This window comes from Acidimicrobiia bacterium (assembly GCA_009694375.1).
GTDB lineage: Bacteria > Actinomycetota > Acidimicrobiia > Acidimicrobiales > VFJN01 > VFJN01.
This window is the reverse complement of record SHVB01000007.1, coordinates 1-13,875: the sequence shown is the minus strand read 5'-3', so window position 1 is coordinate 13,875 and position 13,875 is coordinate 1. Positions and strand designations below refer to the sequence as shown.

Below are 13,875 nucleotides of genomic sequence, written 5' to 3'. Positions count from 1 at the left end.
ATGTCTGTCATCGTCGCCATTGACGCCGGAACCACCGGTGTGCGGGCCTTTGCCCTGCGCGACGACGGCACCGCCGCCGGCATCTCCTACACCGAGTTCACCCAACACTTCCCGCGACCCGGCTGGGTCGAACACGACGCGCTGGAGATTTGGCGGGCCATCCAGCACACGCTGAGCGACCTGACCAGTCGGCTCACTGAGCCCATCGCGGCGGTGGGCATCACCGACCAGCGAGAGACCGTAGTCGCATGGGATCGTCGTACAGGCCAGCCTCTGCACCGGGCCATCGTGTGGCAGGACCGCCGCACTGCCGAGCGCTGCGATGCCCTGAATGAGAGCGGCTTCGGGCCGCTCGTGCGCCGCACCACCGGCCTCGTAGTCGACCCCTACTTCTCCGCCACCAAGTTCGAGTGGCTCCTCACCGAGGGCGGAGTGGCCATTGGCCCCGATCTCGCCCTGGGCACCATCGACAGTTGGATCCTCTGGAACCTCACCGGCGGACCGAACGGCGGTGTGCACGCCACGGAACCTTCCAACGCCAGCCGCACCATGCTCTTGGATATCCGCACCCTTACCTGGTCGGCGGAGCTGAGCGATCATTTCAGTGTGCCGACGGCGGCACTACCCGAAGTCCGGCCCTCCTCGGGCCGCTTCGGTGTCACTGCGGCGGGCACCGGCCTGCCAACGGGCCTCCCCGTATCGGGCATGGCGGGCGACCAACAGGCCGCCCTGTTCGGGCAGGCCTGCTTAGAACCAGGGATGACCAAAAACACCTATGGCACCGGCAGTTTCGTCCTCATGAACGTGGGCACAACGTGTCCGGAGCCGGCCGAGGGCCTGCTCACGACGGTTGCTTGGACACTGGCAGATGGCACCTCGGCCTACGCGCTCGAGGGCGCCATCTTTTCCGCCGGCAGCGCCGTGCAATGGCTCCGTGACGCCCTCGGCATCATCGATCAACCCCAAGACATCGAGGCCCTGGCCGCCTCCGTGCCCGACTCGGGGGGGTGCTACATCGTTCCCGCATTCACCGGACTCGGCAGCCCCTGGTGGGACCCGCACGCCCGGGGCACCATCATGGGCATCACTCGCGGCACCAACCGGGCCCACCTCGCTCGAGCGGTGCTGCAGGCCATCAGCCTCCAGACTCGCGACGTGGTCCGTGCCATGAGCGAGGCGTCGGGCTATCCCATCACTGCGCTCAAGGCCGACGGCGGGGCCGCGGCCAACAACCTGTTACTTCAACTGCAGGCCGATGATCTCCAGGTCGCAGTGTCGCGACCGGTGATCCAGGAGACCACCGCCATGGGCAGTGCCTACCTCGCTGGGCTGGCCGAGGGAGTCTGGGACTCCCCCGCCGACATCAGCGCCAACTGGAAACTTGACGCCACGTTTACGCCCACGGTTCCCGCCCGGCCCAACACCGAGGCCACGGCTGCCTGGCAACGGGCCATCGACCGCTCCCGCGGCGGCAACTTCTAACCCCTCACACTCAGCACGGCACGGAGGGGTGGGGGCGCCGGGCCGCTCCCCTCAGGATCTCCCCCAAACGAGTGTCCACGATCTGGGCCAGGGCCGCCACCTGTCGTCGCTCCCGGGCCCGGTAGGCCGTACCAACCCTGCCGACCACCAAGGCCAGGCCCGCCGTCGGAAGCGGCGACCACACCACATCATCGGGTCCGGTGTCGCCAGCGAGCACCCGAGCCGAAGACTGACTCCCCCCCACGAACGCCTCCAGCCAGGGGGCAGCAGGCGCGTTCCCCTCCTGCGTGACCACCGACCCGTCCTCGATGGATAGCACCGCCGACCAGTGCGCACCCACGGCGCGCCGAGCGTGGAGCACCACGCCGGCTAGGAGTTCATCCCGATCCGTAAGGCCCACCAGGATGGCCACCGTCTCCAGAGCATCCAGGCGCGGATCGTGTATGACCTCCACCACCCGCCGAAGCTCCTCCACATCAACCCCATCTACCTGTTGGATCTCCTGCACCAGCAGCCCTTGTAGCGCACCGTCAGGCAGGTCCACCACCAACTCGTCAATGGCCCGACCCGCCCCACGCTCGAGAATCTCGATCCCCACGATCTCGCCCCGTACCGCCCCGATCCGGCTCGCTACCTGACCCAGCGCGCCCGGTCGGTCGGGCAACCAGACCCGCACGATGAATGTCTCCATGACCGGAAAGATATCTACCGCAGGTGAACAACGTGTTTCCGGGTGACGACGCCGCCAACAACACCTCGACTCGAACGTTGGGGTCCAAATAGTCAAGAGGACTACCGTTCCCGTCCATGACACGGCGGCTCACCCAACGAGGGCTCCAGCGGCGTGAAGAACTCATTACCTTCGCCACGGCCCGCTTCGCCGAACAGGGCTACCACCCCACCTCGGTGAGCGAAATCGTCGCGGGTCTCGGGGTGGGTAAGGGCGTCTTCTATTGGTACTTCGACTCGAAGGAACAGTTGTTCCTCGAGATTCTCAAGGATGCCCAGATGGATCTACGCCGCCGGCAACAGCAGGCCATCGGCGAGGAGGCCGACCCCTTGCAACGCATCCGGCTCGGGCTACACGCGTCATTGGCGTGGGCCGAGGCTCACCGCGACCACAACAAGTTGATCCAATTCGCGTCCACCGAGAGCACGTTTGTCGACGCGCTCCGGCGAGGCCAGGACATCGCGGTGGCCGACGTAGTGCAACACGTGAAGGAGGCCATCACTCGCGGCCACATTCGCGATGCCGACCCCGATGTGCTGGCCCACGCCATGGTGGGGGTTGCGGCACACCTCACGCGGGTGTTTATCTACGAACGAGGCGAGTCGGCCGAGGTCATTGCGGAGGCGACGGTGGCGTTCTGCCTGGATGGCCTCAGCCCAACTTGATCAGAACCTTCTTGAGGCTCCTCATAGCCTGACTGATCCGTTGTTCATTCTCGATCAGCGCGAAGCGAACGAAGCCATCGCCACCGGGTCCGAACCCGACCCCCGGCGAAGTCGCCACTTGAGCCTCGCGCACCAGCATGGAGGAGAACTCGATGGAACCCATCTCCCGGTAAGGCTCGGGAATAGGAGCCCACGCAAACATGGTTCCCTTGGGCCGAGCCATGGCCCATCCCATGCGATCGAGACCATCACAGAGAGCGTCGCGACGGGCCTGGTAGATGGCGCCCACCTCCTTGGGGAAGTCGGCCGCTTCGTTGAGGGTAACAGTGGCGGCAATCTGGATCGGCTGGAAGGCGCCGTAATCGAGATACGACTTGAGCTTCGCCAACGCCTGAACCACCTCGCGATTGCCCGCCAGGAAGGCCATTCGCCAACCGGCCATCGAGAACGACTTGGTCATCGAGTACAACTCGACGGCACATTCCTTGGCGCCTTCCGCCTGCAGAATCGACGGCGGCTCCCACCCGTCGAACCCCAACTCGGCGTAGGCGTTATCGTGCACCACGATCACGTTGTTGGCCCGAGCAAAGTCCACCAGGTCCTGAAAGAACCCGAGATCAACACACGCGGTGGTGGGGTTGTGCGGAAATGAGCAGACGATCACCTTCGGGCGCGGCCACGAGTACTCGAACACCGTCCGGATCCGTTCCAAAAACTGGCCGTCATCGTTGACATCGGTGGTCATAGGGATCTCGCGCACCACCGCACCGGCAAAAAGCGGGCCCCAAATGTGGATCGGGTACGACGGCGACGGCACGATGGCCGCGTCGCCGGGGCCTAGCAGCACCCACATCAGGTGACTGAAGCCCTCCTTGGCTCCGATGGTGGAAATAACCTCGGTATCGGGGTCGAGGTCAACATCGAAGCGTCGCTTGTACAGACTGGCCACCGCCTGCCGCAGTTTCGGGATGCCCCGACTGGCCGAGTAGCGGTGGTTCCTCGTGTTCCGGGCGGCCTCGCAGAGTTTTTCCACCGCAATCTCCGGGCTGGGGATGTCGGGGTTTCCGAAGCCAAGATCCACCACATCGTGTCCGGCTCGCCGAGCCTCCACCTTCAATCCGTCGATGATGGTGAACACGTACGGGGGCATCTCGTTGATGCGACGGAACTCCATCTTCTGAGGCTACCCCTGGCTCCTTCACCGCCCCGAGTTCTTTGGTGGCAAGATCTCCTGGTGGACAACAAGATCGAAGTCATCATCGAAATACCCCGCGGTAGCCGCAACAAGTACGAATACGACCACGAGCACCACATCATGCGCTTGGACCGTCGGCTCTTCACATCCACGGGTTACCCAGCTGATTACGGATTCATCCCCAACACCTTGTCCGAGGACACCGATCCGCTCGATGCCCTCGTACTCCTCGACGACCCCACCTTTCCGGGATGCTGGGTGTCCTCCCGCCCGATCGCCGTGTTCTGGATGACCGACGACGCCGGCCCCGACGCCAAGATCATTTGCGTCCCCGCCGACGACCCCCGCTGGGAGCACATCACCGATGTAAACACCCTGCCCAGCCATCTGGCGCAAGAGATCAGCCACTTCTTCGAGGTCTACAAGGCGCTCGAGCCCAATAAATACTCCAATGTGGAGGGCTGGGAAGGGGCGGCGGCAGCCTGGCAGGAGATTCGAGATTGCCAGGAACGCTTCACCCAACAAGCGTTGCCCTAGGGGGCACCTCAGCCCCCTTCGGCGGCGAGGAGGGCCGCACCGATGGCGCCCGCCCGATCCCCTAGTGCGGCGGCCACGATGGGCACCGCCGGTCGTCGGTCGCCTGCCATCACGAGATCCGAGAAGCGCATCTGCACCTCCGGCAGGAGGAGATCAGCCGCCTCCACCAGACCGCCCCCGATCACGATGACAGCGGGATCGAGCACATTGACGAGGTTGGCCAAGCCGAGGGCGATCCAGTGAGCCAATTGCCCCACCACCGTCAACGCCTCCGCGTCCCCGGCCCGGGCCGCGGCGGTGACGTGTTCACCTCGTAGGGCTTCGGGGTCCCCGCCGGCTCGCTCGACAGCTCCATCAAGACGCCCTCCGTAGGCTGCGTCACGTCCGAGCCGAGCAAAGCCCGTACCCGACGCGAACCGCTCCCAGCAGCCGCGCTTCCCACACGGACACGGAGGGCCGTTGGGGTCCACCACCATGTGTCCGGGCTCACCGGCAAACCCGTTCGCCCCCCGCAGAAGCCGTCCGCCCGTGATGATTCCTGCCCCGATCCCCGTGCCGAGCGTCACCACGAGCGCCTCGTCGTACCCGCGGGCGGCCCCGGCGACCTGCTCCGCCACCGCATGGCAGTTGGCGTCATTGTCCACCACCGTCGGGCGACCCGACCGCTGCGTCAGAACTTCGGCAAGGCGGACATCGTGTAAGCGCCGGAGGTGCGGACCCATCCGCAAGGTGCCCTGACGATCGACCAAACCGGGCACCCCCACCCCCACCCGGGCGGCGGGGGCCGACAAGCCAACCACCAGCGCTAGGAGGGTGTCGACGAGGCCATCGCCACCCTCGGGCGTGGGCACTCGCTGCTCGGCTCGGACCACATCGGGGCAGGACGGGTCAAGAGCCACGCCCAACACCTTGGTGCCGCCCACATCAATCCCGATCGTCTCCACGACCAACAGCATGCCCGCCGGGGGCATGCCGCGAGGCCACCCAACGCCCGGCCCTAATAACGCAACAATGCCCCGATCCGCCCCAACACGTCGAGATCAGCGTTGCCCACGCAAATGGTCACCGGAACACCCTGCGTCAGGGCCGCCTCGAGGCAGGCTTCGACCACGTCATCCACCCGCACCATCGCCACCCCGTTGGCGGGGTTGATGGGCCCCACCAACCGGAGGGCATCGGTGGCGGGACAACGCCATCCCGCTTGGGCAAAGCCACGTGAGATGAGCAGTCGCTCGACGCGATGTTCATTGAGGGCCAGCAGTGTTGGCCCTAGTCCAGCCACCCCCTTGCCGCCCCCGGCCACCGCCTGGCGCAGGCGCGCTACTAGGGCCGTCTCCTGTCCTCGCTCCACGCTTAGTTCCACCTCTTCAGCGGCGCGCTGGACGTCCTCAGGGGCAGCCCCCACGCCCAAGGGGACCCGACCGCAATAACGCTCGCGAAGATACGGGTGCAGATTCTGTACGAGCTCGTTCACGATGGCATCGGGACCACCGATCACGAGGTGATGGAATCCCCGGTCCTGCCAGAGGTCGAACGCAGCCTGCGCGGCGTGACGGAGATGGCGCTGGGCCAACTCCTTGCGGCGCGGTGCAGGGGTATCCCGCTTGCGCTCCCCCCGAGTGGTGAAACCACGCCGCGGTGCATCCAACCATTCGCAGTGTTCGATCAACTCGCCCATAGCGAAGACGTACAGCTGCACGCACTGCTTGTCGGCCAAGAGCACCCCGACGGGTTCGTACTCCTGCAACATCAACTCAAGTTGGCCCACCACCGGCGCATGGTTGATCACAAGTTGGGATTGCACCGGCTTTGGTAGTTCGATGACCTTCCACAAGCCACAAGCCGAGCCGGCAAACATCGCCAGCCCACGAGCATGGTGTCGGTCGATGCCAGCCCGGACGAACGCCTCGATCCGGTTGAGGTCTTCGTGCACCGACGGGTACCCGTTGGCCCGTAGGCGAGCCCCCCGGAGCAAACCATCCATCTCGTGCTCAACGTCGGAGCGCCGCACCAGCCGACGGCCGTCCACGTTGAGGTAACAGGAAGTGATCGGAACGGTGTGTCCCCTGAGCCCAGCTAGTTCCCGAATGGCGGCTTCGGTGATGACGACCACTACACCTCCTTGTCAAAAAGGACTCCCTGATCGTAGGCCGCCCCGCAAGCCCGTGCGCTGAGCACGGTGAATGACATGCATGGGCGGGGTTTGGTTCCGGGAGCACGACAGCGAGGGCCCGTTCGGGGGACACGATCACAAGCCTTGGAATCCGGGGGACTGTCGCGCTAGTGCTCTCGGGGGATTGCCGTACCCGGCCCCTCACCGGCTGTTTTTTTACCGGTTCCGGGGGCGGGGCTGATTTCCGGGTACCGGTGCGGCGGCCGGTATGCCGTTTGAGGCCATGAGGAAACTCGGCGTGTTGCCAGTGGTGGTGAGTGGCTTGTTGGCCTTGACGAGGTGCGGTTCGGGTACCGCTCCCGCTCGGGTGACGGGAACGCCAGGGCCGAGCCAGGTAACGCTGTCGCGGGGGCGGCCATAGCTGCCGATGCCAGAGCGGTCGTTACTGGGCACAAAGTGATCCCCTCGGTTGGTTCGGTGGCGCAACCCGCCCAGCTGTTCTCCAGCTCAGCCACGACCCAGATCGTCACCGGCCTCACCCCCGGGACGACCTACCCGTTCCGGGTTCGGGGGATCTTCGATGACGGCACCAGTAGTGATCTCTCCGTCCCCTCAGCCGCTGTTACCCCCGCCCGCGCCCCCGCTCCCGCTCCCGCGATCGCCGCCGGCGGGAATCATTCGTGTGCGTTGTTGACCAGCGGAACCATCCAATGCTGGGGCCAAAAGACCTACGGGCAGTTGGGGAACGGCACCACCCTCAACGCGAATGTTCCGTTGACGGTGACCGGGTACTGAGTTGCCGGTGGGTTGACTGATGGTTGAGTCGCCTGTCGGCGGCCTAGTCATCGGCACCCGGCGACCAGCAGGGACCGAGCCCGCTGTCGCCCACGCCTTAGACCACAGCGTCGTCACAACCCGGCGGCGTGCACGATCTTGGCTTGTTCGGCTCCCGCCAGTAGGACCCACTCCAACACGTCGGAAACGTCACTCACGATGATCACCTGCACATCCTCCGCCATGGTCCTCAACCGATCGAGCACATGGTGGCAGGCCGACCCATCGAGGTCATGGAATACGTCGTCGAGGAGAAGGGGCATCGCACCAGCCAACGAGGCGGCCCGATGAGACCCCAGGCGTCTCAGCAGGTGCCACTCGATCTCCTCGGCGACGGTGGTCTCGTCATCGCGGCTATTCGCCGCCCGGGTTGGCCGAGAGCCGTTGGAAGGCAGATCGCCCGCATGCACCACTGGCCGTATCTCGCCCAGTCCCAGATCGATGAGGGCCAGCATCTCCTCCGAGAGGTCGAAGAGCACCCCGTGGGCTTCGAGTAGCCCCGGCCCAACCGGGGCTACCCCTTGGGCCATGCCCATCAGGGCGGCGACGAGGCGCTTGCGCTGCTGCTGGTCCATTCCTGCCACCACCGTGATATTCGGATGGAAGGTCACCTCCAGGCCAGGGGAGATGGTCAGCTTCACCAACCTCATCCTTAGGACACCCGAATCCGCTGCACACCTTCGTCGCCGCCATCCTCGGCACCATCACCGGCCTGGGGGGTAACCGTCGAGCGCAGCCGATCCGCGGCGGCCGTCGCCACGGTGGCCACGGTAGCCACGATGTCCTGCACCACCGTGGGGTCATCCAGAAGATCCTCGGCCGCATCCAAGAAAGCGCGCGTTGCCTGAATCACCTCACGAGCAGCAGCCTGGAGATGCTCAAGAACCCTCTGGTCCGCGTTGTTTTGGTACTTAGGAATGTCCACCAACGTCTCCTTCAAAGATCACCCTCAGACGCCCGGCCGACATCTTAGCGTCGAGGACTGCCCGATTCCGGAGAGAATCGGGCAGGGTCACCGCCCGCCGGTAGGCCCCCACCTTGAGGAGCAACTCGTCGCCTTTGCGGCCCAGCTCTACATCGTCGCGGTCGGCGAAGGGCAACTCGATCACCAGAGTGGTCCGTCCATTGCGTCGGGTGATCTTGAGCGGCTGTCCCTGGAACAGGATGGCCGCCGCATCGAGGTCGCCATAGAGCCGCTGGGCGAACCCCCGGAGCGCGTCGACACCGATGAGTTCCTCGGGGGCGAGTTCCACCTTGAGCACCGGCAAGGGGGCAAACCCCTCCTCGATGGTCTTCAGATGTTCGAGGTGAAGTTTCTTCCAGCGATCGAACCACGGATCGCAGACCCCCTCGGGAAGAAGCCGATTTACCACCACAGCATCCACCCGGTAACCGAACAGCGAGAGGTAGGTATAGGTGCGTCGGGCCTCGGCGATGACCATGCGCTCCGGATTCACGACCAGTCGCACACTGGAGCGGGCCGGGTCCATGAGGATCTCCTTCACCCCCTCGAGTCGTTTGTAAAAGGCGTTGGTGGCTTCGAACACACCGTCTCCGGCCACCGGCAGGGAGGTGAGGCGTTGCAGTACCGGCGCCACGACCCGATTCACCCGTCGACCGGCCGGAAATAGGCGCTCCATGTAGCGGGAGAGGACGTCGGGAAGGGAGAGGAAGCGGATCGTCTCGGCGGTGGGGGCACAATCGACCACCACGACATCCCACTCACCGCTGTCGGCATGCACCTTGATGTCGGAGAGCGCAAAGATCTCGTCGAGGCCCGGAACAACCGATAGTTCCTCGGCCTCCAGGCCCTCCACGCCCGCCCAGGAAAACACCTCGCGCAGGTACTGCTGGATCTCGTGCCAGGACTCCTCCATCCGCTCTTGAGCATCGAGTTGCTGACCCCATAGCGATTGACTGATCGCCACCGGCAGGGGACCCAAAGGCAGGTCGAAGGCGTCGGCAAGGGAATGAGCCGGATCGGTGGATAGCACGAGCGTGCGCAGGCCGACATCGGCACAGGCCAGCGCAGTGGCCGCCGCCGTAGTGGTCTTGCCCACGCCACCCTTGCCGGTGAACAACAGAACGCGCGTCACCTCTGACCCATCAAACCTGCTGCCACCTCAGGACTCGATGTGGGCCCGCAACTCGCGGAGCGCCGTGTGGATGATTTTCGTTTCCGCCCGCCGCTTCACGAAACCGGGGATGGGAATAAGTAACTCCACCGCCAAATGGTACGTGACCTGGGTACCGCCGGGGAGGTCGACGGCGGGCTCAAGCAGGTACGAACCATCGAGTCGGCGCATGATGTCGCCGCTCACCAACTCCCAACTGATTCGACACGGGTCGTCCAGGTAGGTGTAGCGGAGGGTGTACTTGGTGCTCCGACCCATAGCGGCGGCCCGATAACTGACCTCATGGCCGCGACCGTGGGCATCACGGGAATCTACGGTGACCCCTTTGATATCCAACGCCCAAGAGGGGTAGTGCTCGAAATCCAGGAGACGCTCCATGATGCGCTCCGGCGAAGCGGCCATGTCCATTGTCTCAGTTGCTTGCTCGGACATTCCTACAGTGTGGCCGAACGACGCGAGGCGGTCGATTCCCCGGGCGGGTTACGCCGACTGCGGGCCAGGACGATCCTCGAAGTGGGCATACCGACCACCCCACAAGGCCATGCATCCAAGACCGAACAGGGGCGCCAACACCCCGAAGGCCACCTCGGTAAATGGATGCAAAGCGGCCACCACCACCACCACCACCATCTCGAGGACCACTGCCCTCCGGAACCGCCGTCGCACCGCCGGCGGGGCCGCCGGCGCCGACAGCAAGAACAGACCAGGGATGGTCACCTCCTCGAGGCGACTGCGCGAGATGCCCCGGGCGAAGGCCCACAGCAACGCCACGGTACCGACGAGGAAGAACAGACAGGAGATGGCGGCATAGGCAGGGCCGAACAGGTCGGGAACCACCGCCACCACACCACTGCTCACCACCAACACACCGGTACCCACACCGGTCACTCGCCAGAGGGCGCCACCCTCGGGCCCTTCGAGCGAGTCAGCCATGCGCCGTGGCCTCCCATGTAGTGATAGCGGCGCCGAGACGCTCCGCCAGATCGTCGTAGGCGAAGGAGGCCACTGCCCGCTCCCGACCAACGGTGCCGAAGCGCGTCCGTTCAGCGGGGTTATCGAGCAACCGGGCCAGGGCATCGGCCACGGCACGGGGGTCGTGCGGATGGGTAACAACCAAACCCGTTTCGCCGTGGACCACGGCCTCGGCGGCTCCCCCGCTGTCACCGGCTACTTGGGCCACTCCCGTGGCGGCGGCCTCCAGGAACACGATCCCGAAGCCCTCCTGTTCCAACCCCGCCCATCGATTCCGACAAGCCATGGCGTACACGTCGGCGCAGCCGTACAAGCCCGGAAGATCCTCCTGCGACACGCGGCCCAGCAACCGCACTGGCGCGGCAGTCGCGGTGATCAGTCGGGCCAGTCGGCGCCGATCACGCCCGTCGCCGCCAATGGCTACAACGAGATCGGGCCGGCTCGGGGCCAGCAGGGCCGCCGCCCGGATGAGCACATCCATTCCCTTGCGGGGCACCAACCGACTCAGGCTCACCACCACTCGGCCGTCAACCGGCAGACCCAGCCGGGCCCGGGCCGCGCCCCGCTGATCGCGACTCAGCGGCACGAACCGCTCGGTATCCACCCCGGGCGGCACTAACACGCTTGGCAGCGCGCGACCGGCGGCGCGTTCCGCCTCTGCGAGGGGGTACCCCCCAGCGGCGACCACCAACGAGGCGCCCTGCAGTACGCCGCGCAATACCGAGCGGGATCCGGGCAGGCGACCGGGCACGGTGATTTCGGCACCGTGGAGCACTACCCCGTAGGGCCGGGATAGACGCGGGCCCACCAACCCCACCGGTAACGCAGGGTCGAGTATGACCACCGAAGCCCCCACCTCATCGGCGAGAGCATCGATTCGGCGCACGAGGGCGGGGGTAGGCAGGAGCACCCGCTGGCGGCTGCGCACCACGCGAAACGCCTGCGTGGCATCCCAGGCCGCCGCGCCGGGCGAGGGGGTGGTCAACACCACGAACGACGAGGGATCCAAGCGCCGCCACAACTCCCAGAGCATGCTCTGGATCCCACCGATTTTAGGTGGGAAATCATTGGTAACAAAAAGATGAGTCATCAGGGAAGCCGGCCGAGCTCGGCCTGCACGAGGGGGTCGGGGTCCTGGTCGAGTCCCATCAGTAGATCCTCGCGTCCCAACCGCCCGGCGGCCCAGGCAGCGTGGGCCCGCAGCAAGCCATCGGGATGAGCGAGGTACCGAGCGAGCACCGCCTCCACCTTGGGGTCGTCGCCCATCCCCACATTGCCGAGTACCACCAGGGCATTGCGGCGCACGTAGCGCACCTCCCGGCGCCAGATGTACCAGCGATGCGCATACGCCAGGACCACCGCGTCATCGGTGTCGAGCAAACTCAACAGGGGGGCCCAGGGCATCTCCTGGCCGCCGGGGGCCCGGATGGGAGCTCGACGGTTGGGGGGGCACACCTCCTGGCACTCGTCGCAGCCATAGATGCGATCACCCAAGGCAACGCGGTACTCGAACGGGAAGACGCCCTCGGCCTGGAGGAGCCAGGACAAACACCGGCGAGCATCGATCACTCCGGGAGCGGTGATGGCGCCGGTCGGACACCCATCGCTGCAGCGAGTGCACGAACCGCAGCGGTCGGCCACGATCTCGTTGCTGACCGCCACCACCGCGTTGGTGACCACACTGCCGAGCACGTACCAACTCCCGAGGCCCGGGAGCAGGAGATTGGCGTTCTTCCCCCACCAGCCGATGCCGGCCCGGTGGGCGGCGGCGCGATCCACCAGGGCGTTGTCGTCTACCAGAACCCGCGTGCGCCATCCGCAGGCGCGCAAGGCCGCGGCGACGGCATTCAGGCCCTGGGTAAGCGCGGCGTAGTGATCGTCCCAGGCGTAGCGGGCGATACGCCCCTGGAGGCCGTCGGGCGGCGCCTCGACGGGATCCTCCACGAGATAACTGCGGGCCCCCACCACGATCGAGCGGGCCCCGGGGAGAGCCAGGGCAGGGGTGGTGGAGCGTTCGGGGCGACGATAGGTGAAGGCCATGCCGCCGTGGAGGCCTTCGGCCTTGCGGCGCTCAAGGGTGGTCCGTACCTCCAGGAACGGATCGGCGGTGGTGGCGGCTAGCGCATCGACGCCCGCCGCCCGGCCCACCTCCCGGAGTTCCTCCATCGTGGGGACAAGTAACACCAACCCGCACGCTAGCGGCCCGGCCTCAGCCCGTTCGGCGGCGGTGACGCAAGGCGGGCACCAAGCCACCCTTTTCCATCAGACGGAGCGCCCGGGCCTCGGCAACGTCGATCACCACGGCCTCGCCAGCCTTCCGGCCGCACAGGAAGGTGACCACGCAATCGGAGCACACATCGGTGCCCTCCATGACGCAATCCCCACAACTAATCAACATGGTTTCAGCCATGCCACAAAACCTACGCCGGGGGTGTGACAGTGGTCTTGCCCCCGTTTCAGGAGGTTTGGTGCTCAACTTCCTCCACTGTTCCCCCGGCGCCACACCAGCGACACAGCACCTCGTCCACGGTCGCGGCGATCACATCATCTTCCTCCACCACTAACTCTCCGCCCACCGAGTAGTGGTGGAAGGCGCGCCTCGTGGAGGTGGTGGTGACGTCGAACCGGGTGATGTTTCCGCAAGAGATGCAGCGGTAGCGAACGGGGAGCACAGTGGTCAAGGTTAGCCACGGGGTGCCCCTATAACGCGCGAGGACCCGGCGCTCCCCCCGAAGTACCGGGCCCTGTGCCCCCCGATCATCAATGCCCGGGGGTCGGCGAGCACAGACTAGGCCACCTCAATCTCGTCTGCTTGCTCACTGGCCAGGGCCTCAAGACTCATGCTTTCGTAGTCGGATCCGGTATCGACCCAGTCCTCGAACTGGATCACGCCCATCTCGCCAAACTTGGTGCGCAACCAACCGTTGTTGCGATCGAGCAGCCCCAGTTTTTTGCAGTTGGGCACGATCTTGCTGAAGAGGAGCTGCTGGAAGGGGTCCTCGTTCTTGTCGCCCCCATGCTCGAGTTGGAGCTTGACCATCGTGCGGACATCCACCCCCATGCGCTCCCACACCTCTTGCTGGAGGAAACGGTCGCGCATGCGCACCGCCGCCTCGAAGGCAAACTCTTGACGCTCCAACATCTCAGCATCGGTGAGCTCGCCGTAGTACTCCTTCAACGACAACACCCCAAAGGCCACGTGGCGGGCTTCG

General features: G+C 65.6%; 17 protein-coding genes. 4 read left to right on the top strand and 13 right to left on the bottom strand.

What is annotated here, in order from left to right:
- Nucleotides 1-1,482 carry a glycerol kinase gene (gene glpK / locus EXQ71_06165; GenBank protein MSO87089.1) on the top strand — a complete coding sequence of 494 codons (1,482 nt, stop codon included), beginning with the start codon at nucleotides 1-3 and terminating at the stop codon, nucleotides 1,480-1,482.
- A 10-nt stretch (nucleotides 1,483-1,492) separates the two neighbouring features.
- Here the strand turns inward: glpK and EXQ71_06160 are convergent, their stop codons facing one another.
- Complete coding sequence (locus tag EXQ71_06160) at nucleotides 1,493-2,173, bottom strand: hypothetical protein (GenBank protein MSO87088.1); 681 nt, start codon at nucleotides 2,171-2,173, stop codon at nucleotides 1,493-1,495.
- A 116-nt stretch (nucleotides 2,174-2,289) separates the two neighbouring features.
- Here EXQ71_06160 and EXQ71_06155 point away from each other — a divergent pair, with 116 nt between their 5' ends.
- Entirely contained in the window at nucleotides 2,290-2,877 is a 588-nt protein-coding gene (locus EXQ71_06155; protein MSO87087.1) for a TetR/AcrR family transcriptional regulator, read from the top strand.
- Here the strand turns inward: EXQ71_06155 and EXQ71_06150 are convergent.
- Nucleotides 2,864-4,051 (bottom strand): aminotransferase class I/II-fold pyridoxal phosphate-dependent enzyme, encoded by a 1,188-nt coding sequence (locus EXQ71_06150; GenBank protein MSO87086.1) that lies wholly within the window; start codon nucleotides 4,049-4,051, stop codon nucleotides 2,864-2,866. The two genes, EXQ71_06155 and EXQ71_06150, sit on opposite strands and share 14 nt — an antisense overlap.
- 60 nt (nucleotides 4,052-4,111) lie before the next feature.
- On the opposite strand from EXQ71_06150, the gene EXQ71_06145 reads away from it, so the two are divergent.
- On the top strand, nucleotides 4,112-4,609 hold the full coding sequence (locus tag EXQ71_06145) for an inorganic diphosphatase (GenBank protein ID MSO87085.1): 498 nt from the start codon (nucleotides 4,112-4,114) through the stop codon (nucleotides 4,607-4,609).
- A gap of 8 nt (nucleotides 4,610-4,617) precedes the next feature.
- Here the strand turns inward: EXQ71_06145 and EXQ71_06140 are convergent, their stop codons facing one another.
- Nucleotides 4,618-5,580, bottom strand: a complete 963-nt coding sequence (locus EXQ71_06140; GenBank protein MSO87084.1) for an ROK family protein — start codon at nucleotides 5,578-5,580, stop codon at nucleotides 4,618-4,620.
- 26 nt (nucleotides 5,581-5,606) lie between these two features.
- Nucleotides 5,607-6,722, bottom strand: coding sequence for a hypothetical protein (locus EXQ71_06135; protein ID MSO87083.1), 1,116 nt, complete (start codon nucleotides 6,720-6,722; stop codon nucleotides 5,607-5,609).
- Nucleotides 6,723-7,061: 339 nt separating this feature from the next.
- Between EXQ71_06135 and EXQ71_06130 the strand changes: the two genes are divergently transcribed.
- A complete protein-coding gene (locus tag EXQ71_06130; GenBank protein ID MSO87082.1) occupies nucleotides 7,062-7,517 on the top strand; it encodes a hypothetical protein in 456 nt (151 codons plus the stop codon).
- Between the two features lie 113 nt (nucleotides 7,518-7,630).
- Here the strand turns inward: EXQ71_06130 and EXQ71_06125 are convergent, their stop codons facing one another.
- The 9 genes from EXQ71_06125 to EXQ71_06085 are packed head-to-tail and all read right to left on the bottom strand — an operon-like array spanning nucleotide 7,631 to nucleotide 13,335.
- Entirely contained in the window at nucleotides 7,631-8,197 is a 567-nt protein-coding gene (locus EXQ71_06125; GenBank protein MSO87081.1) for a hypothetical protein, read from the bottom strand.
- An 11-nt stretch (nucleotides 8,198-8,208) separates the two neighbouring features.
- On the bottom strand, nucleotides 8,209-8,481 hold the full coding sequence (locus tag EXQ71_06120) for a hypothetical protein (protein MSO87080.1): 273 nt from the start codon (nucleotides 8,479-8,481) through the stop codon (nucleotides 8,209-8,211).
- A complete protein-coding gene (locus EXQ71_06115) occupies nucleotides 8,468-9,652 on the bottom strand; it encodes a hypothetical protein (protein MSO87079.1) in 1,185 nt (394 codons plus the stop codon). Before EXQ71_06115 ends, EXQ71_06120 begins: the two co-directional genes overlap by 14 nt.
- A 27-nt stretch (nucleotides 9,653-9,679) precedes the next feature.
- Complete coding sequence (locus EXQ71_06110) at nucleotides 9,680-10,123, bottom strand: SRPBCC family protein (protein ID MSO87078.1); 444 nt, start codon at nucleotides 10,121-10,123, stop codon at nucleotides 9,680-9,682.
- A 48-nt stretch (nucleotides 10,124-10,171) separates the two neighbouring features.
- Nucleotides 10,172-10,624, bottom strand: coding sequence for a hypothetical protein (locus EXQ71_06105; GenBank protein MSO87077.1), 453 nt, complete (start codon nucleotides 10,622-10,624; stop codon nucleotides 10,172-10,174).
- Nucleotides 10,617-11,753, bottom strand: a complete 1,137-nt coding sequence (locus EXQ71_06100) for a glycosyltransferase family 1 protein (protein MSO87076.1) — start codon at nucleotides 11,751-11,753, stop codon at nucleotides 10,617-10,619. Before EXQ71_06100 ends, EXQ71_06105 begins: the two co-directional genes overlap by 8 nt.
- A complete protein-coding gene (queG, locus tag EXQ71_06095; GenBank protein ID MSO87075.1) occupies nucleotides 11,753-12,847 on the bottom strand; it encodes a tRNA epoxyqueuosine(34) reductase QueG in 1,095 nt (364 codons plus the stop codon). Before queG ends, EXQ71_06100 begins: the two co-directional genes overlap by 1 nt.
- A gap of 25 nt (nucleotides 12,848-12,872) precedes the next feature.
- Nucleotides 12,873-13,073 carry a hypothetical protein gene (locus EXQ71_06090; GenBank protein MSO87074.1) on the bottom strand — a complete coding sequence of 67 codons (201 nt, stop codon included), beginning with the start codon at nucleotides 13,071-13,073 and terminating at the stop codon, nucleotides 12,873-12,875.
- A 46-nt stretch (nucleotides 13,074-13,119) separates the two neighbouring features.
- Nucleotides 13,120-13,335: a hypothetical protein gene (locus EXQ71_06085; protein MSO87073.1), complete on the bottom strand. Its 216-nt coding sequence runs from the start codon at nucleotides 13,333-13,335 to the stop codon at nucleotides 13,120-13,122.
- Nucleotides 13,336-13,875: the final 540 nt, after the last annotated feature.

Excerpts from the sequence above, each read along its gene's own strand:
- glpK (MSO87089.1), top strand. The coding sequence starts at position 1 with ATGTCTGTCATCGTCGCCATTGACGCCGGAACCACCGGTGTGCGGGCC.
- EXQ71_06160 (MSO87088.1), bottom strand. The coding sequence starts at position 2,173 with ATGGAGACATTCATCGTGCGGGTCTGGTTGCCCGACCGACCGGGCGCG.
- EXQ71_06155 (MSO87087.1), top strand. The coding sequence starts at position 2,290 with ATGACACGGCGGCTCACCCAACGAGGGCTCCAGCGGCGTGAAGAACTC.
- EXQ71_06150 (MSO87086.1), bottom strand. The coding sequence starts at position 4,051 with ATGGAGTTCCGTCGCATCAACGAGATGCCCCCGTACGTGTTCACCATC.
- EXQ71_06140 (MSO87084.1), bottom strand. The coding sequence starts at position 5,580 with ATGCCCCCGGCGGGCATGCTGTTGGTCGTGGAGACGATCGGGATTGAT.
- EXQ71_06110 (MSO87078.1), bottom strand. The coding sequence starts at position 10,123 with ATGTCCGAGCAAGCAACTGAGACAATGGACATGGCCGCTTCGCCGGAG.
- EXQ71_06105 (MSO87077.1), bottom strand. The coding sequence starts at position 10,624 with ATGGCTGACTCGCTCGAAGGGCCCGAGGGTGGCGCCCTCTGGCGAGTG.
- EXQ71_06100 (MSO87076.1), bottom strand. The coding sequence starts at position 11,753 with ATGACTCATCTTTTTGTTACCAATGATTTCCCACCTAAAATCGGTGGG.
- EXQ71_06090 (MSO87074.1), bottom strand. The coding sequence starts at position 13,073 with ATGGCTGAAACCATGTTGATTAGTTGTGGGGATTGCGTCATGGAGGGC.